Source organism: Flavobacterium piscis, assembly GCF_031457575.1.
Taxonomy (GTDB): Bacteria; Bacteroidota; Bacteroidia; order Flavobacteriales; family Flavobacteriaceae; genus Flavobacterium; species Flavobacterium piscis_A.
Genome location: NZ_JAVDWQ010000010.1, coordinates 113,179 through 134,183 on the forward strand (window position 1 = coordinate 113,179; position 21,005 = coordinate 134,183).

At 33.9% G+C, this 21,005-nt stretch carries 22 protein-coding genes; 10 read left to right on the top strand and 12 right to left on the bottom strand.

Annotated features, from left to right (window positions below; translation table 11 throughout):
- Positions 1-139: 139 nt before the first annotated feature.
- From J2W48_RS14975 to J2W48_RS14985, 3 genes are read left to right on the top strand one after another with little or no spacing between them, the layout of a single operon-like run.
- The gene (locus J2W48_RS14975; RefSeq protein ID WP_310282446.1) at positions 140-742 is read left to right on the top strand and encodes an NAD(P)H-dependent oxidoreductase; all 603 of its coding nucleotides are present in this window, start codon (positions 140-142) and stop codon (positions 740-742) included.
- Positions 743-744: 2 nt separating this feature from the next.
- Positions 745-1,023 carry a putative quinol monooxygenase gene (locus J2W48_RS14980; protein WP_310282447.1) on the top strand — a complete coding sequence of 93 codons (279 nt, stop codon included), beginning with the start codon at positions 745-747 and terminating at the stop codon, positions 1,021-1,023.
- Between the two features lie 58 nt (positions 1,024-1,081).
- A complete protein-coding gene (locus tag J2W48_RS14985) occupies positions 1,082-1,552 on the top strand; it encodes a DUF3291 domain-containing protein (RefSeq protein WP_310282449.1) in 471 nt (156 codons plus the stop codon).
- A 50-nt stretch (positions 1,553-1,602) separates the two neighbouring features.
- On the opposite strand, the gene J2W48_RS14990 is transcribed toward J2W48_RS14985, so the two are convergent.
- Positions 1,603-2,310 (bottom strand): class I SAM-dependent methyltransferase, encoded by a 708-nt coding sequence (locus J2W48_RS14990; RefSeq protein ID WP_310282450.1) that lies wholly within the window; start codon positions 2,308-2,310, stop codon positions 1,603-1,605.
- Between the two features lie 190 nt (positions 2,311-2,500).
- On the opposite strand from J2W48_RS14990, the gene J2W48_RS14995 reads away from it, so the two are divergent.
- The 3 genes from J2W48_RS14995 to J2W48_RS15005 all read left to right on the top strand — a co-directional run bounded on the left by J2W48_RS14995 (position 2,501) and on the right by J2W48_RS15005 (position 5,714).
- Positions 2,501-3,382 carry a LysR family transcriptional regulator gene (locus J2W48_RS14995; RefSeq protein ID WP_310282451.1) on the top strand — a complete coding sequence of 294 codons (882 nt, stop codon included), beginning with the start codon at positions 2,501-2,503 and terminating at the stop codon, positions 3,380-3,382.
- A gap of 293 nt (positions 3,383-3,675) precedes the next feature.
- The gene (locus tag J2W48_RS15000) at positions 3,676-4,953 is read left to right on the top strand and encodes a DUF2130 domain-containing protein (protein WP_310282452.1); all 1,278 of its coding nucleotides are present in this window, start codon (positions 3,676-3,678) and stop codon (positions 4,951-4,953) included.
- Positions 4,954-5,096: 143 nt separating this feature from the next.
- Positions 5,097-5,714: a hypothetical protein gene (locus J2W48_RS15005; protein ID WP_310282453.1), complete on the top strand. Its 618-nt coding sequence runs from the start codon at positions 5,097-5,099 to the stop codon at positions 5,712-5,714.
- 156 nt (positions 5,715-5,870) lie between these two features.
- Here J2W48_RS15005 and moaA read toward each other — a convergent pair whose 3' ends face one another.
- From moaA to rocD, 10 genes are all read right to left on the bottom strand, one after another.
- Entirely contained in the window at positions 5,871-6,878 is a 1,008-nt protein-coding gene (gene moaA / locus J2W48_RS15010; RefSeq protein WP_310282454.1) for a GTP 3',8-cyclase MoaA, read from the bottom strand.
- Positions 6,865-7,779 carry a bifunctional molybdenum cofactor biosynthesis protein MoaC/MoaB gene (gene moaCB, locus J2W48_RS15015; protein WP_310282455.1) on the bottom strand — a complete coding sequence of 305 codons (915 nt, stop codon included), beginning with the start codon at positions 7,777-7,779 and terminating at the stop codon, positions 6,865-6,867. Before moaCB ends, moaA begins: the two co-directional genes overlap by 14 nt.
- Positions 7,780-7,791: 12 nt before the next feature.
- The gene (locus J2W48_RS15020; protein WP_180909287.1) at positions 7,792-8,223 is read right to left on the bottom strand and encodes a molybdenum cofactor biosynthesis protein MoaE; all 432 of its coding nucleotides are present in this window, start codon (positions 8,221-8,223) and stop codon (positions 7,792-7,794) included.
- A gap of 226 nt (positions 8,224-8,449) precedes the next feature.
- The gene (gene moeB / locus J2W48_RS15025) at positions 8,450-9,529 is read right to left on the bottom strand and encodes a molybdopterin-synthase adenylyltransferase MoeB (protein WP_310282456.1); all 1,080 of its coding nucleotides are present in this window, start codon (positions 9,527-9,529) and stop codon (positions 8,450-8,452) included.
- Between the two features lie 9 nt (positions 9,530-9,538).
- Positions 9,539-9,775 (bottom strand): MoaD/ThiS family protein, encoded by a 237-nt coding sequence (locus tag J2W48_RS15030; RefSeq protein ID WP_310282457.1) that lies wholly within the window; start codon positions 9,773-9,775, stop codon positions 9,539-9,541.
- 256 nt (positions 9,776-10,031) lie between these two features.
- Positions 10,032-10,820 (bottom strand): uroporphyrinogen-III C-methyltransferase, encoded by a 789-nt coding sequence (gene cobA, locus J2W48_RS15035; protein ID WP_310282458.1) that lies wholly within the window; start codon positions 10,818-10,820, stop codon positions 10,032-10,034.
- A 5-nt stretch (positions 10,821-10,825) separates the two neighbouring features.
- The gene (locus J2W48_RS15040; protein ID WP_310282459.1) at positions 10,826-11,398 is read right to left on the bottom strand and encodes a molybdenum cofactor guanylyltransferase; all 573 of its coding nucleotides are present in this window, start codon (positions 11,396-11,398) and stop codon (positions 10,826-10,828) included.
- Between the two features lie 179 nt (positions 11,399-11,577).
- A complete protein-coding gene (locus J2W48_RS15045) occupies positions 11,578-12,324 on the bottom strand; it encodes a sulfite exporter TauE/SafE family protein (RefSeq protein ID WP_310282460.1) in 747 nt (248 codons plus the stop codon).
- Positions 12,325-12,521: 197 nt separating this feature from the next.
- Positions 12,522-13,694, bottom strand: a complete 1,173-nt coding sequence (locus tag J2W48_RS15050; protein ID WP_310282461.1) for a molybdopterin molybdotransferase MoeA — start codon at positions 13,692-13,694, stop codon at positions 12,522-12,524.
- A 355-nt stretch (positions 13,695-14,049) separates the two neighbouring features.
- Positions 14,050-15,303 (bottom strand): ornithine--oxo-acid transaminase, encoded by a 1,254-nt coding sequence (gene rocD, locus J2W48_RS15055; protein ID WP_310282462.1) that lies wholly within the window; start codon positions 15,301-15,303, stop codon positions 14,050-14,052.
- 154 nt (positions 15,304-15,457) lie between these two features.
- Here rocD and J2W48_RS15060 point away from each other — a divergent pair, with 154 nt between their 5' ends.
- Both J2W48_RS15060 and J2W48_RS15065 read left to right on the top strand, forming a co-directional pair.
- The gene (locus tag J2W48_RS15060; RefSeq protein ID WP_310282463.1) at positions 15,458-15,910 is read left to right on the top strand and encodes an Lrp/AsnC family transcriptional regulator; all 453 of its coding nucleotides are present in this window, start codon (positions 15,458-15,460) and stop codon (positions 15,908-15,910) included.
- A gap of 320 nt (positions 15,911-16,230) precedes the next feature.
- On the top strand, positions 16,231-17,247 hold the full coding sequence (locus J2W48_RS15065; protein ID WP_310282464.1) for a M28 family peptidase: 1,017 nt from the start codon (positions 16,231-16,233) through the stop codon (positions 17,245-17,247).
- A 166-nt stretch (positions 17,248-17,413) separates the two neighbouring features.
- On the opposite strand, the gene rho is transcribed toward J2W48_RS15065, so the two are convergent.
- Positions 17,414-19,216, bottom strand: coding sequence for a transcription termination factor Rho (gene rho / locus J2W48_RS15070; protein ID WP_310282465.1), 1,803 nt, complete (start codon positions 19,214-19,216; stop codon positions 17,414-17,416).
- A 181-nt stretch (positions 19,217-19,397) separates the two neighbouring features.
- Here rho and J2W48_RS15075 point away from each other — a divergent pair, with 181 nt between their 5' ends.
- Both J2W48_RS15075 and J2W48_RS15080 read left to right on the top strand, forming a co-directional pair.
- Positions 19,398-19,811 carry a DUF4293 domain-containing protein gene (locus tag J2W48_RS15075; protein ID WP_310282466.1) on the top strand — a complete coding sequence of 138 codons (414 nt, stop codon included), beginning with the start codon at positions 19,398-19,400 and terminating at the stop codon, positions 19,809-19,811.
- 166 nt (positions 19,812-19,977) lie between these two features.
- On the top strand, positions 19,978-20,640 hold the full coding sequence (locus tag J2W48_RS15080; RefSeq protein WP_310282467.1) for a response regulator transcription factor: 663 nt from the start codon (positions 19,978-19,980) through the stop codon (positions 20,638-20,640).
- Positions 20,641-21,005: the final 365 nt, after the last annotated feature.

Consider the following 21,005-nt stretch of genomic DNA (forward strand, 5'->3'; position numbering starts at 1 on the left):
AGCACTTTTTGGGTGTGTCCCCGCAGAAAAAGCGGGGTCGGGTCATCCGCTAAATCTTTTATTTTTTTTAAAGAAAAAAAATAAAAGGATATCGCTGCTACCCCTCACACAACACCAGAAATACAAGAACATTTACAGGATGAAAAAAATATTTATTATCAACGGAGGGCAAAATTTTGCACATTCAGGAGGGAAATTCAATCAAACCGTAACCGATTGGACTATCGAATACTTACAAAGTAAAAATTACGAAATAAAAACAACCAGCATAAAAGAAGCAATCGACCTTGACAAAGAAGTCGAAAAATTCGTTTGGGCTGATGTAGTAATTTATCATACACCAATTTGGTGGTTTCAATTACCGAATCTTTTCAAAAAATATATCGATGATGTTTTCACCGCCGGACATCAGAAAGGAATTTACAAAAGCGACGGAAGAACCAGAACAAATCCGGACATCAATTACGGAACAGGCGGGCTTTTACACGGACGCAAATACATGCTAACCACAAGTTGGAATGCGCCTGCGACTGCTTTCACACTTCCCGGAGAATTCTTTGAAGAAACATCTGTTGATGACGGCGTGATGTTTGGTTTCCATAAAATGAATAAATTTGTAAGTATGGAAAAATTAGACAGTTTCCATTTTCACGATGTTGAAAAAGGAGCAACTGTTGAAAACATCAACATCTTTAAGGAAAATTATACGAATCATTTAAAACAAATTTTTAAAACTTTATAATTATGATATTTATTACCGCCATCATAAAAAGCAAACAGGAAAACTTAGAAGAAGTTAGAAACATGATCCATTTCCTGGTTACAGAAACCAGAAAAGAAGAAGCCTGCATACGCTACGACCTTCATACAACTGAAAATGTTTTCATAATTTGGGAAGAGTGGAAAGATCAGGATGGTCTTGACATACACAACAATCAATCGTATTTACAGGATTTCATTTCTAAAAGTGAGAGTTTAATTACTGCTCCGATTCAGGTTTACAAAACAACACAATTATTATAAAAAATTAAAATAAATAATCATTAAAAACTAAATTGCCCTATACCTTAACTAATTAAATATGAGCAAATATCATTTAGCAGAAATTAACATTGCCAAAATGAAAGGCGTTGACATCAACGATCCGATCATGAAAGAATTCGTAGATAATTTAGATCTTGTCAATACTTTAGCCGAGAAGAGTGAAGGTTTTGTCTGGAGATTGAAAGATGACAGCTACAATGCCACAAATCTCAATCCGTATAATGATGAACAGATTATTGTCAATGTTTCTGTTTGGGAGAATATTGAAACTTTAGAACATTATATGTACAAAACTTTTCACAGCGAGTTTTTGAAACGACGTAAAGAATGGTTTTTAAAATTCGGAAAAGCAGCGACAGCTATGTGGTGGATCCCGAAAGGACATATTCCAACCCTTGAAGAAGCAGTAGAAAAATTAGATTATTTACAGCAAAACGGAGCTTCACAATTGGTTTTTGATTTGAAACATAAGTTTTCACCTCAGGCTTTGGAAAACGATAAAGTTTGATTTTTTAAAATTAAAAGAGCTTTTAGGCAATTCTAAAAGCTCTTTTTAAATTATTTAATCCCTCCAAAAGCACCAAAACACATATTCTTATGCAAAATTTCGACACTTGCAAAACCTGTTTTTTTCATTAAATCCAATTGGTAATTCATAGATCTTGGCGAATCTTCTTTTTCAATATAATCCAATACTTTTTGACGATATTCCGCTCCGCCAATCCCTTCCAAATAATCGCCGTAACGCTGCCACGTATATTCATTTAATAATTCAGTATCCTGCGTAATCAAGTCCGAAACCATAAAACAGCCACCCGGTTTTAATAATTTGAATATTTTAGTAAATGTGGTTTCCCAATCTTCATCATCACGTAAATGATGCAAAACCGCTCCGGCCAAAATAATATCAAAATGGTTTTCCGGCAAATCGACTTCACGAATATCACCTTGTTTCACTTCTACATTACCATTTGTTTCTTTCGAAACTCTTTCAAAAGCCCTGTCCAACATTGGCAAACTCAAATCGACCAAAGTGCTGTTCAGGTTTGGTAACTTAGACAACATCATCAAAGTATAATTTCCGGCGCCACAGCCAATATCCAATACATTCGTAGCATTCGGAACGATTCTTTTAGAAGCTTCTGTTATTAATTCTAAAGAAATTGTAGCATCGATTGTCGCCACCTGCCCCGTTTCTAAATTTGAAAATCGTTCGACATCATTGTCAAAACGCTCTCTGATCTCTTCTGTAGTTGATTTTTTCATGGTTTACTTTTTGGTTATGAGTTATGGGTCATTCGTTATTCGTTATGAACTTGGATAAGTAGTTATTGTATTACGTTTATTTTTTTAAATTAATTCCCAAGACAACTGCTAACATTTAACCAAAATTACCATTTTGATATATACTTCAAAAATACTTATTTTGTCAATTATTAATACTTAATAGGTATTTATGGAATTACGTCATCTAAAATATTTTTTGGCTGTTGCCAAAGAACTGAACTTCACCAAAGCTGCTGAAAAACTATTTATTTCCCAACCTCCGTTAAGCAGGCAGATTATGGAACTTGAAGAAGAACTGCAGGCAAAACTTTTTATCAGAAACAATAAAAAAGTAGAGCTGACCGAAGCCGGAAAATATTTCGAAAAAGAAGTAAAGGAACTTTTTCAGAATCTGGAGCGTATCACAATCAAAACGAAAAAAATTGCAGAAAATGTTTCGGGAGAATTCAGAATTGCCTATATCAGCTCCATTTATTCCTCAGTTATTTCAGAATTGATCAAACATTTAAAAGAACAATTTCCCTATGTGAATTTCAAACTTTTTGAAGTTTCCACCACCAAACAGATTTTAGCTTTGGAACAAGGAAAAATTGATTTGGGAATTATTCGGTCTCCGGTAAAATCTCCTAAAATAAAATCGCAATTATGGTTTCAGGATGGGTTTTCTGTGGTTTACAATAAAAGTTCAATTCAAATTAATTCTGAAGAAGAAATTCCTAATTTAAAAGACGAAACTTTTGTGTTTTTCAATAAAGATTATGCACCACATTATCATGAAGTTTTATTGGAACTTTGCGCGTTTTATGGTTTTGAACCCAAAATCATTCACGAATCAAATAACATCAATTCGATTGTCCAATTGGTTAAAAATGGTTTGGGAATTTCGATTGTTCCGTCCAACATTGCCAAAAACAATTCAGATCCTGAAATCGGTTTTATTGAATTGAAAAAAGTAAATTTATTTACCGATGTATCTCTAATTACTTCAAAAGAAGACAATTCTGAAATCACAAAATCTGCAGTTGATTTTTTATTGCATTTTAAAAAATGATCACGCAAAGTCGCAGAGTCGCAAAGTTTTGTTTTGAATAGCCTCCCCTCCTGCTTTAGCTGGAGGTTATTTATAAAATACTTAAAAACTTTGCGACTTTGCGAGATTAATTAAGAGTATGGAAATCCGTAAAAAACAAAAACTTAAAGGAATTAAATTGCACACTGAAACACAAAGTAATTCGTGAAATTCGCAACAAAAAAGTTACAATTTATCACATCCAAATTCCTTAGAAAGAAGGAACTTTTAAATATCTTAGCAAATTATAATTCTACTTAAAAAAATCAAATAAAATGGCTGAGCAATCTTCAATCCAATGTCCAAATTGCGGAACAACTATCGATGTAAATGATATTCTGAAACATCAGTTGGAAGACAGCATCCGTAAAGAGTTTCAACAAAAAGCCAATGCTCAGTCCAGAGAACTGGAACTCAAAAACGAGCAATTCGAAAAAGCCAAAGCCGATTTTGAAGCTAAAAAGAAACAGGAAAACGAACTTTTTGCGGAACGTCTGGAACGTGAAAAAAAGATAGTCGAAAAAGATATTACCGAAAAACTAAAAACCAAACTCGACGAAGAAAACAAAGATCGTTTGCTTTCAATGGAAAAAGAACTTTCCGAAAAATCAGAAAAACTTCGTGAACTTAATAAAATGGAAGGCGAAATTGCAAAACTCCAACGTGAAAAACTGGAGATGAAAGACGCCATCGAAGCCGAAGCACAAAAACAACTGAATGCTACTTTGGTTTTAGAACGTGACAAAATCCGCAAACAGGAAGAGGAAAAAAACGAGCTTAAAATCAAAGAATACCAAAAACAATCAGACGACCAAAAGAAACTGATCGAAGAAATGAAACGCAAGCAGGAACAAGGCTCAATGCAATTACAAGGCGAAGTAATGGAATTGGCAATCGAGGAATGGCTGGCGAATAATTTTCCGCTCGACAGTATTGATGAAGTCAAAAAAGGGGCAAACGGAGCCGATTGCCTACAAATTGTGAACACACGAGAACATCAAAATTGCGGCTGCATTTATTACGAAAGCAAGCGTACCAAGTCATTTCAGCCGGCGTGGATCGAGAAATTCAAAAATGACATCAGGACGAAAAGAGCCAATATCGGAGTTTTGGTAACCGAAGTGATGCCGGCCGGAATGGACCGAATGGGTATGCGTGACGGAATCTGGATTTGCACTTATGAAGAATTTAAAGGTTTAAGCGCTGTTTTGCGTCAATCTTTAATACAAGTTAGCCATGCAGTTCAGGCGCAGGAAAACAAAGGAGATAAAATGTCGATGCTGTATGATTTCTTAACCAGTAACGAATTCCGTTTGCAAATTGAAGGAATTGTGGAAGGTTTCACGCAAATGCAAGGTGATCTCGATGCCGAAAAAAGAGCCATGCAAAGAATCTGGAAACAACGCGAAAAACAAATCGAAAAAGTGGTCCACAATACATTGGGAATGTACGGTTCAATTCGTGGTATTGCCGGAAATGCTGTGCAGGCCGTAAAAGCTTTGGAATTGGATTTTATTGAGGAAGACAAAGAAGATCCAAAGGAATTAGAATAAAATATAAATTAAAAATTCTGATTAAATTCAAAGAAAAACTTAACATGCAACTACATTTATATTGATTATATTTACTAAGCATTGCCATTTTGCCTGAGGTAACTTGTGCATTAGTAATTTTATTAATTTAATAAGTATGTCACATGGAAAATAAAAAAGACGAGAATATCCTGCCCAATACCGATTTACCTAAAACAGATAGCATTGAACCAATAACAAAAGAACAGAAAAAAAATATCCCTGCAACAAGAACTCCAAGAGCAACTACCGTTAGAAAAACCACTGTTGCAAAACCAATTGATAAAACAAAAGTAGCCTCTGCAGTTATTAAACCCGAGGTTGTAAAACCAGTTGCTGTATCTCAGGCAAAAGCAACAATAAAAACTACTGCAATAAAAAAACCTGTAAAAATCACTCTTCCTGAGGAAAAAGCAGAAGAAACTTCGCCTTCTGATTCAAAAAATTCACAGTTAAAAGAAGAAAAACCCGTTAAGAAAAAGGCAGAAAAATTAACTGAATCTGTTTCTAAAGAAAAATCGAAAGACAAGGCTAAAAATAAACTGAAAGAGAAAAAGGAAAAAGCCAAGAAAAGAGAAAAAGTGATAAAAGCGGTTATCAAAAAATTCGAGAAAGCCAAAAAAGCGAAACTAAAAGCAAAAGCCAAAAAGAAAGAAAAAGCTGAAAAGGCAAAGGCTAAAGCCAAAGCTAAAAAAACAGAAAAAAAGAAGGGTAAAAAATCTAAATCAAAAAAGAAAAAATAAGATTAGAAAGGTTTAACCTTAATAGGGTTGAGCCTTTTTTGTTACCTCCTGCAGTCATTGCGAGGAACGAAGCAAACACATTCAGCATATCCACAACAATTGTCAATGTTAGTGAGATTGCTTCATTCCTCGCAAAGACAAAATCATCATGAAAATTTATCCTCCAATCGCAATCATACTACGATTATCAAAATGCAATTTTGGGTCATCCATTTCAGAAATCGTAACCATTCCCGACCTGATTTTTTTCTTGTTTTTGATAGAAGCTGAAATCAATTCGGTAATAGATTCGCCATTTCTAAACGCCGTCAGCAAATCGGTTTCAGAATTAGAGAAAAGACAGTTTTTAATTTTACCGTTAGCTGTCAGGCGAATTCTGTTGCAGCCATCACAGAACGGATTCGTAATAGAACTAATGATTCCGAAATCACCCTGAAAACCTTTTATTTTATATGTTCTGGCAGTGAAGTTTTTTTCATCTTCAAGTTTTTGAATTGTATCCGAAGTAAAACATGCTTCAACCTGCGATAAAATTTCATTCTGCGATACCATTTTACTTCTGTCCCATTCATTTCCTGCAAAAGGCATAAATTCTATAAAACGAATAGAAAGTGGCAAAAACTGAGTTAATTGAATAAAATCTATAATTTCGTTTTCATTAAAACCTTTCATCAATACCACATTTACTTTTACCTGAAAATCATTGTTCAAAAGCAAATGCAGATTATCAATCACTTTTTCAAACTGATTTCTGAGTGTTACCGAATGAAATTTAGACGAAACTAAAGTATCCAGGCTCAAATTGATTTTTTTGACTTCAAATTTCTTTAAAACATCGATATGACGGTCAATTAAAATTCCGTTAGTAGTGATGGAAAGAGAAACTTCCAAAGTTGATAATTGGGAAATAATCTCAGGGAAATCTTTTCGCAAAAGCGGTTCACCTCCCGTTAATCTAATTTTATCAACACCATTTTGTACAAACGTCTGGGCAATAGCAAAAATCTCTTCAGCCGTCATTAAACTGGCTTTTGGAGACAATGCGATTCCGTCAGCAGGCATGCAATACGTACAACGCAAATTGCATTTCTCTAACAACGAAATACGCAAATAATTGTGTTTTCGTCCAAAATCATCCGTCAAAATAGTGCTAGAGGGTATCATGATTTTTTCCTTTTAAAATATGAAAAACGTGCATCACGTGTGGAAAAACGGCATCCATAGATTCCCTGGCTCCGTTGGCTGATCCCGGCAAAGCCAAAACCAGGCTTTTTCCCAATGTTCCTGCAACCGTTCTGGATAACATCGCATATGGCATACGTTGTTGTCCGTAATTGCGAATTGCCTCTTCTATTCCCGGAATTCTGCTTTCTAACAAAGGAGATAACGCTTCCGGTGTTACATCTCTTGGTGATAAACCTGTTCCGCCGGTAAAAATGACTAATTGATGCTCTTTTGCAAAAACTATTGCCCTTTCCTGAATAACGTCAATTTCATCAGGAATAATTTCGTAATGCGCCGTTTCAACCCCGCACGAAGTTAATTTTTCTACTATTATCTTTCCGGAACGATCTTCTTTATCTCCTGCAAAAATGGAATCAGAACAAACAAAAACTGCGGCTTTTATAGTGTAGGGAAATTTATTTTTGAAAGATGATTTTCCTCCTTCTTTATTAATTAATTTGATGGTTGAAATTTCGATTTCCTTATCGATAGGTTTCAGCATATCGTACATCGTCAATGCCACAATAGAAGCACCGTGCATTGCTTCAACCTCAACTCCGGTTTTGTAAACTGTTTTTACATGGAAAATAATCCGAATCGTTAAATCCTCAATTTTATATTCGACAGTAGTAAATTCAATAGGAAGCGGATGACAATCCGGAATCGACAAATGCGTATTTTTTACCGCAAATAATCCGGCTGTTTTGGCCATTTCAAGCACATTTCCTTTTGGCACCAGATTATTCACCACCGCATCAATTGTCTCCTGTCTGCTAACTTTGACAATTGCTGTGGCTGTGGCAGCTCTTAATGTGCTTATTTTATGCGTGATATCTACCATTTAATTTTTTTGTTAGGTATTTTGTTTCCAGGTGAATGTATCGTTTTCAAACATTTCTTTACCAAAAATAGGCACATCAGTTTTAATCCAGTTAACGATGGCTTCTGTAGCTTCATAAACCTGCTTGCGTCTTGTTGCCGAAACAAAAACAAACAGACAAATTTCACCCGCTTTTACCACACCTAAACTGTGATAAATGTGCATGCAGGTTAAATCGAATTTAGCAAAGGCCTTTTCACGTATCGCATGCAAAGCTTCGTTCGCCATATCGGTATAAGCCGAATAATCAATCGCTACAACGGTATTATCATGAATCACATCGGCACGAACCTGTCCGAGAAAGATGTTATGGGCACCAATCGTATGTTTCGACTGGTGTTTGGCAATAGATTCTGCAATAAATTCAGGAGAAATTGGTCCTTCTACGAATACATTTTTACTCATTGTTTTTATTTTTAGTTGCCACGAATTGCACTAATTTTATATTCTTTCTTTTTTCTTTTTCAAAGATTAAATGATATCACAGGTTTCTTTGATTTTTTACAGGCCAAACTATTTTTTTCATTCATCACAATTAGTCTAATTTTAAGGTATAATTTAATGAAAAAAAATATTAATTTGTGCTAATTCGTGCAATAATTCGTGTCAAAAAAATTAATCCTTAAATCTTTTACTCTGTGGCATAAACTTTATTCAGCAATTGATTCAATGCCAAAGCACCTCCGGAAATACTTTTTATATTTTTGAAATTCTTTTTCTGAAGCAGTTCAATTGCCATTTTACTTCTTATTCCGGATTGGCAAAAAATGTAAATGGTTTGATTTAGATTCAGTTTTTCAATTTCTCTTTCTACATCCATTAACGGAATTTGGGTTCCATTTTTAAAATTTATTTTTGGAAGCTCATCTGCATTACGAACATCTAAAAACAGTACTTCTTCATTATCCATTTCATTCAAAGCAGTTTCAGCGGAAATTTCTTCGACAGTATTTTCAATCGATACATATTTTTCTTCGAAAATATTTCTATTCATTAAAAACGAGCTATTTTTTTCAAAGTCATATTTCTGCTGTTCATTATTCAAAATAGTATAAACCAATATCCTGCCGGTTAAAATCTCACCTATTTCCAGAATAATTTTTATTACTTCATTGGCTTGCAGCATTCCAATAATTCCAACTGAAATTCCGATTACTCCGGCATCAGCACAATTCGCTGAAGAACTATTATCATCCGGATACAAACATCTGTAAGTAGGTCCGTTTTGATAATTAAAAACCGAAACCTGACCCTGAAACCTAAAAATAGATCCGTAAACCATTGGTTTATTAGTCACAAGACAAGCATCGTTTATCAGGTATTTTATTTGCAGATTATCCGTGGCATCTACAATAATATCATATTTTTCGAATAATGAGATGGCATTTTTACCTGATAATTTCTCTGCAATTGCATTCACTTTCACCAACGGATTCAATTCGGTTATCATTGCTTTTGCTTCATCAACCTTATATTTTCCAACTGCTGAACTTTTATAAATGACCTGACGCTGTAAATTGGAGAGTTCAATAACATCATTATCAATAATACCAATTTCTCCAACCCCGGCTGCTGCCAAATAGGGTAAAATAGCCACGCCCAAACCACCGGCACCAATTATTAAAACTTTCGCTTTAGATAATTTATACTGGCCAGCTTCTCTAATTTCAGGAAGAATTATTTGTCGGTTATAACGTGAAGATGCATTCATAAATTTAATTTAACCTCCGGCAAAAGGAGGTAATAAAGCGACAATATCGCTATTTTGCAAAGTATAATCTGTTGTTTTTGAAACCATTTTCTGATTGATTGCAATGCTGAAAGAAAGCGATTCGAACTTGTATTTTTCTTCTAAATCCTGCAATAAATCCTGCAACGATATATTCGAAGAAATCACATTTTCGAATGAACATTGTGTTTTTTCGGCGACAGCTCCAAAATATTTAATTTCAATCATTGTTATAAATTTAAAACGAATTTAATGTAAAATTTCATAATGCTATATCTATATGAATCGAGCCTGAGGCTCTCTACCGAATTCACATTTTATCATTTGGACGAATTAAAATTCATTCCTAATAATATTCTTCGAGCCTACCGCTCTTTCTCATCTTACTAACGATGAATTCATTCGTTATATTAATCTGAAAATATAAAGTTCCGTAGAAACTATTCATATTAAGATTACTAAACACCTTTTTCTTTAATCATTATTATAAATTTAAATTCTGAAATATAAATTCATCTTCAAAATGCTCCTGAAAATAAGAAGTCAGTTTTGAAGTATTTTTGACCACTTCACCAATTACAATAATGGCTGGCGATGAAATATTTTTTTCTGCGACTAGTTTGATAACAGAACTAATGTTTCCAACCACTTTTTGCTCTGAATTCTTGGTTCCGTTTTGAATGATGGCAATCGGTAAATCGTCGGTACGATTTTGCTGATAAATTGCAATGATTTCCTCTAATTTATGCATTCCCATTAGAATAACCACCGTTGCGGCTGATTTTGAAGCCAAATATACATCTTTAGACAATTCATGATTTGAAGTTGTGCCTGTAATCACCCAAAAACTTTCAGCAACTTTACGTTGTGTTAAACTAATCCCAACCGAAGCAGGAACACCCAGCGCAGACGAAATTCCAGGAACAACCGCCGTTTCTAATCCAAACTTTTCTGAATATTCGATTTCTTCACTTCCACGGCCAAAAATAAACGGATCGCCTCCTTTTAGGCGTACCACATGACCATGGCGATTTGCCATTGAAACAATCAATTCATTGATTTGATCCTGTGTGTAAGCATGGCAGCCCAAACGTTTCCCTACAAAAACAATCTCTGCTTTGGTTGCGTATTGCAATAATTCTTCATTGACCAGGGCATCATACAAAACCACATCAGCATTTTCTAACGCTTTTATTGCTTTTAGCGTAATCAATTCCACATCGCCCGGTCCTGCCCCTACTACTGTTAACTTTGGTGTTTTTACATTTTGCATACTCTTTAACTTAAATTGATATTCAGGTCGTTTAATTCGTCAACCGAATTAATATTGGTTAAATGAAAGTTTTCACTTTCTTCAATTTTTATAATCTGATGAGGCACTTTCGCTAAAAAATTCATCATTTTAAGATCATCAGCCTCAATTGTATCTTTTATAATTGGAAGCAATTTTTTAGAATAAATTCCAATTAACGGATGCAGTCTGCTTTCTGTTGCAAAAACGGTAATTTCGGCTTCTTCGTTATGTTTTGAAATTAATTCTGTTAATAATTGGGTTGAAATTAATGGAATATCACAACTGAGAATCAAATTAAACTCCGTTTCAGAATTTGACAGTGCTGAATAAATTCCACCCAAAGGACCTTTATCAGCAATAATGTCTGTTATTTTTGAATATGGCAAATAATCATATTCTTTACTATTCGTTACGAACAGAATATTTTCTGTAATAGGCAGAATAGCATGAATAATATGCTCAATAAATGGTTTATCCTGAAACAAAACCAATCCTTTTTCCGACTGCATTCGGGAACTTTTTCCGCCACATAGAATAAATACTGTTAGTGCTTCCATGATTGAACTATTTATGTTTTTTTCTGAACACATAGCAAAAACATAGTTTTTGCTTAACTAAAAAAGACGTTTCACTTTTACATGAACTACATAGCTATGTTTGATACCGTGTTATCTTTTAAAATTTTTTACAAATAAAAATCTATGCCTCTATATGTTAAAAATATTTTTCTCTCTTATTATGGAAAGATCAATTTTATACTTGCCATCAAAATCACGGTTCCCAAAACCAGTTTTAATGTTTTGTTCGAAAAATAACCGCTTCCGTAAAAACCTCCTAAAACCCCTCCAATTACTGCAATCGGAACCAGATAAAAGCTCTCCGTCGGGATTATTTTTCCTCCTAAAAAGAAACCTAATATGCCTGCAAATGAATTAACAAATATAAATAAACTTGATATTGCCGCTGATTCCTTTATCGATGCCCATCCCAAAAACAGTAAAATCGGACTTAAAATGATTCCTCCGCCAATACCCAACATTCCTGACATCAACCCTATTCCGAATCCTATTGCCAGGGCATATGGCAATTTTATTGCAACAGCTTCTTTTTCTTTAAAATTAAATATCCCAAACAAGCGAAACGCTGCAAAAACCAATACTATCCCAAGAACAATTTTATAAATCACATTATCCAAAGTGATAAATCCGCCAATAAATGCTGCCGGAATTGAACCAATTGCAAATGGATAAAATAGTTTGGGTTTGAAATAATTCATCCTGTAATAAAAGAAGAACGAAATACTGGAAACAAAAAGGTTCAATAACAATGCCGAAGGTTTCATAATCGCCACCGGAAAAGCAAAAATGGTCATTAATGCCAAATAACCAGATGCGCCGCCATGTCCTACACTTGAGTATAAAAAAGCAATCACGATTAAAGCGCAGCTGAATAGGATTATATTTTCAGAACTAAGTAACTGCATTTTATTTTGTTTCAGGTTTCTTTGTTTCAGGTTCATTGCTGTATGCTTAATTTACACACAGCATCCTAAATTTGAAATTCTTTATTCTTTATTCTTTATTCTTTATTCTTTATTCTTTATTCTTTATTCTTTATTCTTTATCCTTTATTCTTTATTCTTTATTCTTTATCCTTTATTCTTTATTCTTATTCTTTATCCTAATCAATTGGCAACAAAGTTACAAATTCTCCTTTTTTAAGATTTTCAACATTTTCGGGAACAATTAAAAGGCAATTGGCAGTAGCAAAGGTGTTAAGCATTGCCGAACTCTGGCCAGTTAAAACCGTAACATTAGTTTCATCATATAAAGCTTTCAGAAACAATGTTTTTCCTGATGTATTGGAAATTTCTGCATTTAATTTCCGAATCGTTTTTGGCAAATGAATTTCCGAAAAGCCCATTCGGTTTTTGATCGCAGGATGCACATACACATAAAAATTAGTTAGTGAAGATGCCGGATTTCCGGGTAAGGCAAAAACCAAAGTTTCATTTTTACGACCAAAAAACATTGGTTTGCCTGGCTTTTGATTGATTTTATAAAAAAGTTCTTCCACTTCATTTTCGAGTAGAGCTTCTTTTACAAAGTCATAATCCCCTACTGATATTCCGCCTGAAATTAAAACAATATCATATTTTGAAAGAATATCTTTTAAAGCTTTTTTTGTCGCTTTAAGATTATCCTTAACCTTAAAAACTTTTGTTTTATTTACACCAATTGTTCGAAGCGCAGCCTGCAACATTACCGAATTACTTTCGTAAATCTTACCTTTTGGTAATTTCTTTCCCGGCTTTACCAATTCGTTTCCTGTCACCAAAATTGCCACTTTAGGCTTTTTGTAAACTTCAATTTCTGTAATTCCCAAGCAGGCCAGAAAACCAATTGCAGCCGGTGTGATTAATGTATTGGCTTCAAAAACAACCTCATCTTTACTGATCTGTTCGCCTTTTTTCCTAATATTTGCAAATTGCTCCGGCATTCTGGTAATCAGAATTGAGTTTTCATTTGCCATTACGCGTTCCTGCATTACAACTGTGTCTGCATCTTTAGGAACGAAAGCTCCTGTAAAAATTCGGACTGCTTCATTAAGCTGTAATTTTATATTGGAATGATCACCGGCTTGTAAAGTACTTATTACATCGTATTGTTGCTTTTCGCTGTAAATAAAAGCATAACCATCCATCGCAGACTGGCGAAAAGGCGGCATCGTTATTGGCGAATAAATTGTTTCAGCCATGACATAGCCTAATGCTTTACTTACCAATATTTTTTTAATCGGCATTTTAGAGCTATTCTCTGTCACAATCGCTAAAGCTTCATTAACCTGTATCATTTCTTTTAGAATAAAACTAAGTAAAAATACTTAAGTACAAATATACGTATTTCTGTTTAGTAAGGTGAAAAATTTTGATTTATTTTTATTGGCATAAAATTACTCTAATTTATTCAAAATCAACCTCTATATTTATTGTAGTTTTAAGTGTAAAAAAGAATTGATATTTAAAAACTAAACCACTCTGTCCTTTCGGTGCAGAGTGGTTTAGTTTTTAAACGGACTCAAAAGTTTCTCTTTTTATATTCGTTATGTAGATTTCCGGAAGCAATTTCCAGCTGTCCACTATATCTTTTTATGGCTAAAGAAGCCATAAAAAGGATGCCGCTTCCATCTGGGCTAGGCCATAAAATCCTTAAGACCTGAAATGATTCAAAGACTTCTCAATAATATCAAGACATTCTTTAATTTGTACTTCGGTAATCACTAATGGCGGTGCCAGACGTATTTTGTTTCCATGCGTAGGTTTTGCCAGTAACCCGTTATCCCTGAATTTCAAACAAATTTCCCATGCCAAATCCGATTCTTCATCACAATTGATTACGATGGCGTTCAGTAAACCTTTTCCACGAACAAGTGTAATTAAGTCATTACGTTCAGCGATTTCGTTTAATCCTTTTCTTAAAATGATTCCTAAACGCTCTGCATTTTCAGCCAAATTTTCTTCTTTTACTACTTCAAGAGCTGCAATTGCAACGGCTGCTGCAACAGGATTTCCACCAAAAGTAGAACCATGCTGACCCGGTTTGATCACATTCATAATTTCATTATTCGCCAAAACCGCCGAAACCGGATAAACACCTCCCGAAATCGCTTTTCCTAAAATTAAAATATCAGGCTGAACATTTTCATGGTGAACGGCTAATAATTTTCCGGTACGCGCGATTCCGGTTTGCACTTCATCGGCAATAAACAATACATTATGCTTTTCACAAAGTGCCTTTGCTTTTGCCAGATATCCTTCAGACGGAACATACACTCCGGCTTCACCCTGAATTGGTTCAACCAGAAAACCCGCAATGTTTTTTGAAGATTCCAGTACTTTTTCTAAAGCATCCAGATTATCATATTCAATTTTTATAAATCCTTCTGTAAAAGGTCCGAAACTTTTACGGGCGCTTTCATCATTGGAAAAAGAAATAATCGTAGTTGTTCTTCCGTGAAAATTATTCTCGCAAACTATAATTTGTGCCAGGTTTTCATGAATTCCTTTTACTTCATAAGCCCATTTTCTACATAGTTTTAAAGCCGTTTCAACCGCTTCAGCACCTGTATTCATTGGCAGCACTTTATCGAAACCAAAATAATTGGTTACATATTCTTCGTAATCTCCTAACTTATCATTGTAAAAAGCACGGGAAGTCAGCGTTAATTTTTGCGCCTGGTCAACCATGGCACCTACAATTTTAGGATGACAATGCCCTTGATTTACCGCAGAATAAGCTGATAAAAAATCATAATATTTCTTTCCGTCAACATCCCAAACGTAGACACCTTCTCCTTTGTCTAAAACTACCGGCAGCGGATGATAATTATGAGCCCCGTATTTATTTTCTTTTCCGATCAAAACTTCCGATTTTGATGAAAGAATTTCTTGTGTATGTACCATGATTTATATATTTAAAATCTATTGAACAAAAATAATACTATTATCTTATTTTACAATAAAATTTAATACTTTTGACTTTATTACATAAATAAAAAGTCAATTCATTAAATATAATCAAAAATAAAAGTCAATTTAACATTAAAATCAAACACAAATGGATCCATTAGACGAATTTGACATTAAAATTATAAAGGAGCTGGAAAAAGATGGGAGAATGGCTTTTTCATCGATAGCTGCAAACTTGAAAATTTCGAATACAATGGTGCACCAACGGGTCAACAGACTGATTGAACAAGGTATAATCTCTGGAATTAAACCTTTAATAAACGAAAAGAAAATTGGTTATGACTGGGCTTCCTTTACTGGAATCACACTCAATAAAGATTCAGATTCCGACAGAATTATAGAAGCTTTAAAAGCCATCCCGGAAATTACTGAGTGTTATTATGTAACAGGTTCTTTCACGCTTTACATCAAAATTATAGCCCAAAATCATGAACACATGCGAAAAGTGCTTTATGAAAAAATAGATCGGATATCAGGCATTGCCAAAACCGATTCTATAATTGAATTAGGGTGCGCTTTTAAACGTAATATTGTTCTATAGCCTTAGAAAATTAAGGAACAACTGAAAAATTTTCATTTATTTTCGGATATTTGTTTTAAACTTAACATTTATGAAAACAATATATTTATTTATTTTAGGAATACTATTAAATGCAACCAGTATTTCCAAACAATTAAAACCTGTAAATATGCTGATACAAATCAGGTTATAAACGGGTTAATCAATTAAGTCATCCAAAAAAAGCAGTTAAGATCATCTTGGTTTAGGCAAAGACGCTGCCTGACCTGCTGAACCAATAGCAATCAAGCTTTTCCTGAATGAAGTTCTAAAAAAATAATCCTCAATTTATATAAAACTAAATGAAAAAAATTGCAATCCTATTATTAATTGTTTCTGCATTTTCATGCAAAAATACCCAGATTATTGCTCTCAAAGATAATTCTGACCCAACCAAATACATGAATCTCATATCTGAAAAAGATTTAAAGACAATGCTCTACGTTATAGCTTCAGATGAAATGGAAGGTCGCGAAACAGGCTCAGAAGGGCAAAAAAAAGCAGGCCTTTATATGATTGAACAATACAAAAAAAATGATGTTCCGTTTCCTAAAGGCGCTTCTGATTATTACCAACATGTTCCTGCAGCATTTTTAAATGCAAGACGGAATGAAAACTTACCTGATTCTGAGAATATTTGGGCCTACATTGAAGGTTCTGAAAAACCGGACGAAATTTTGGTAATATCAGCACATTATGATCATATTGGGATACAGAAAGGTGAAATTTATAACGGAGCCGATGATGACGGTTCGGGTACTGTAGCTTTATTAGAAATGGCGAAGGCATTTGCAAAAGCTAAAAAAGACGGACACGGACCAAAACGCTCTATTTTATTTCTGCATGTAACTGGTGAAGAACATGGTTTGCATGGTTCTCGTTACTACTCTGAAAATCCCTTATTTCCTATTGCCAATACAATTGCCGATATCAATATCGATATGATTGGTCGTCGTGATGTTGAACATGCCAATACAAACAATTATGTGTATGTTATTGGTGCAGACAGATTATCATCAGATTTACATAATATTACGGTCGCCCAGAATGAAAAATACACCAAAATCGATTTAGATTTTAAGTTCAATGACCCTAAAGATCCAAATCATTTCTATGAGCGATCTGATCATTATAACTTTGCAAAAAATGGTATTCCTTCTGTTTTCTTCTTTAACGGGGTTCACGAAGATTATCATAAAAAAGGCGATGAACCGGAAAAAATTGAATACGATGCTTTAACCAAAAGAACCAAATTGGCTTTTGTTGTTGCCTGGGAATTGGCTAACAGAGAAAACAGACCTGTAGTTGATAAAAAATAGGTACAAAGGCTCAAAGTTGCAAAGGTTCAGAGGTTTCTTAAAAAGTTACTAAGTAAAATAAAAAGTAAAAGGATGAGTAAAACTCATCCTTTTTTATGTAATATATGTTTAATCTCAAAGATAAAAAACTCAGCCCCTTTGCACCTTTGAGCCTTTCTACCTTCTTTTAGTCATTCATAGAAATCAAAAACTCTTCGTTATTTCTGGTTTTCTTAAAACGCTCATTTACAAAATCCATAGATTCTACCGGGTTCATATCAGAAAGATATTTACGCATAATCCACATTCTTTGTAGTGTTTTTTCGTCCAATAACAAGTCGTCACGACGCGTACTAGATGAAGTAAGATCGATCGCAGGAAAAATACGTTTGTTCGCAATTTTACGATCCAATTGAAGTTCCATGTTACCTGTTCCTTTAAATTCTTCAAAGATAACCTCATCCATTTTAGAACCTGTTTCAGTTAATGCTGTTGCAATGATGCTTAACGAGCCACCATTTTCTACATTTCGTGCAGCTCCAAAAAAGCGTTTTGGTTTTTGTAATGCATTGGCATCAACACCACCACTCAAAACTTTTCCTGATGCCGGCTGTACTGTATTGTAAGCTCTTGCCAAACGTGTAATCGAATCTAAAAGAATAACCACATCATGTCCGCATTCTACCAAACGTTTTGCTTTTTCCAGTACAATATTGGCAATTTTTACGTGCTCCTGTGGTTCTCTGTCAAAGGTTGAGGCAATAACTTCCCCACGAACACTTCTTTGCATGTCTGTAACCTCCTCAGGCCGCTCATCAATCAAAAGAACAATTAAGTAAACTTCAGGATGGTTGGCAGCAATTGCATTGGCAATGTCTTTCAACAGCATTGTTTTACCCGTTTTAGGTTGTGCTACAATCATACCACGCTGTCCTTTTCCTATTGGAGAAAATAAATCAATAATACGTGTTGAAACTGAACTTCCTTTTTCGGCTAATTTAAATTTTTCAGAAGGGAAAACCGGGGTTAAGTGTTCGAAAGAAACTCTGTCACGAACTACTTGCGGATCGTGACCATTGATTTTAAGTACACGGACCAAAGGGAAAAACTTCTCACCTTCTTTCGGGGGACGAACCACTCCTTTTACAGTATCTCCGGTTTTAAGACCGAATAATCGGATTTGTGAAGTTGATAAATAAATATCATCCGGAGAGGCTAAATAATTATAATCTGATGAACGCAAGAATCCGTATCCATCCGGCATCATTTCAAGAACGCCTTCGCTTTCTATAATTCCGTCAAATTCAAAATCTGAATCCCTGAAATTACTCTTTTTATTTTTATGGCTTGGGTTTTGGTTTCCGTTTACATTTCCATTCCCGTTTTGATTTGGGTTTTGGTTGGGATTTTGATTTGGATTGCTTTTATTTTGATTCGGATTTATCTTTTTTATCGGAGCAATGAGTTCCGATTTTTCAGCTGTTACAGCCGCATCAGGAGTTGCTTCTGGCTCTGATGTTTCCTCCGAATCAGCTTCTTTTTCTTTTTGCAAAGCCATTTTTTTCTCGTAAGCTGATTTATTAAATTTTACGATTTTAGCTTCTTTTTTCTCAACCGCAGGATTCTCCGGTGTTTCCTGAACTTTTAGAGTTTCCTCAGCCTTTGAATTTTGTTTCGCTTTTGAATTTTGTTTTGCAACTACTGCAGTTTCAGTCTTTTCAGGAGTTTCCTCTACATTATCAAATTCTAAAACAGGAGTATTTTTTGAAATGGCTACTTTTTTTGCAGGAACTATTCTGGCTCTTTTAGGTTTATCATCATCTGCTGTTTGAGTAACGGCAGCCGGGACATTACTAGTCTCCTGATGTGCTAAAATCTGACTTATTAAAGTCTCTTTTTTGACACCATTAAACTTTATAGTTTTAGCTAACTTAGCTATTTCTTGAAGCTCAGAAAGCTTCATTTCTTTTAATGCAGAAATATCAAACATGAATGTTCTATGAATTTAATTATTTTAAGGAATACTGTAAAAAGAATAGGTAGATAATTATTTTGAATCGACCGCAGTATGAAGTGCTTACGGTATTATGATGCAATAATACGAATAAAATTTAATCATACAATAGTATTTATAAAAAAGAAAATATATTTTTGTAAAACAATTTTAGACCATGATACAACGAATTCAGACTATATATTTGCTGCTTACCTTTTTGGTTACTGGTGTTTTGCTGTTTTTTGTTCCGCTTTGGACATTAAACGATGGTAAAGCTTTTTATTTTATGCAGGATCAGGTTTACACAATTTTATTAGGTTTGAGTACTATGCTTACTGTAATTAGCATTATTTCATACAAAAAAAGACAAAATCAGTTTGTTATGGGCAGGCTGAATATCATATTAAATTTAATTTTATTAGGATTATTTGTTTACCGGTCACTAAATTTATCTGGAGAAACAGTTTCTGTTTCAGAGAAAGGTATTGGGATGTTTCTACCTATTGTTGCTATCGTATTATTAGTTTTAGCTAATAAGGCCATCAAAAAGGATGAAGATCTTGTAAAATCTGTGGATCGTCTGAGATAGACCTATAAACTTAGTTTATTGCGCGAAGAGAACCCGAATTGTATAATTCGGGTTTTTTTGTATTAAATATCACGTTATTTATTAAAAATTACATAAATTAAGTAAAATTATAAATGTTTATAAGTTGTTTTTCCATAATTTTACAATTGCTATTCCATGAATGTTTATGATACAAAAAATACGAATACATCTTGCCGATGACCATCTTGTACTTATTGATGGATTGACGAACCTATTAAGTACTGTTTCTGATTTCGAAATAGTCGGATCATCATCAAATGGTTTAAACATTTTTGATGAAGTTGTAACTAATAATGCCCATATTTTAGTACTTGATCTTAGTATGCCTGAAAAAGACGGTATAGAAGTCTTAAAAGAATTTAGTAAAAAAGGGTACCCTTGTAAAGTTATAATTTTATCCAGCTATGACGATTTAAAAATCATAAAAGAAGTTATGAAGCTTGGGGCAAGCGGTTATTTGACAAAAAAATGCGCCGGAGAAAATATAATTGAAGCCATTGAGGTTGTTAGCCAGGGTGAAGAATATTTTTGTAACTCAGTGAGAGAGAAAATTTTTAACACTTTTACAGAAAACAATCCAAAATTAAATAAATCTATTTTTCCTGTAAACTCTATTTTAACGGGTCGTGAATTAGAAATTGTAACTTTAATATCACTTGAATACAGTGGAAAAGAAATCAGTGAGCAGCTTTTTATCAGCACTAATACAGTCGAAACACATCGTAAAAATATTATGAAAAAATTACAGACTAAAAACACAATAGGATTAGTAAAATATGCTATAAAAAACAACCTTATAAAATCTTAAAAGCTTTGCTTTAATTCATATAATTAACTAAACCACCGGGACTGAAGTACATAGATTTGGTTAGCTGACTGAAAGCCTGCAAAGTTGTAACCACCTATTTATAGGCACAAATTACAAAAATTAGCACTAATTAATTTGTAGCTAATTTTTTATAAGCTAAAGCAAAATACACTAAATTACATAATTTTAAACTATTCTGAGACCAATAAAAAATGGAGTTTTAAAGCTCCATTTTTTTTATCTTAAAGATTAATTCTTCAAATAATTATAAATCATTTGCTATAACAAATTAACATTCTTTAAAGGAAGAGATGCTTATTTAATAAGTATATTTGACTTTATGGCAACTATCATATTCATCAAAA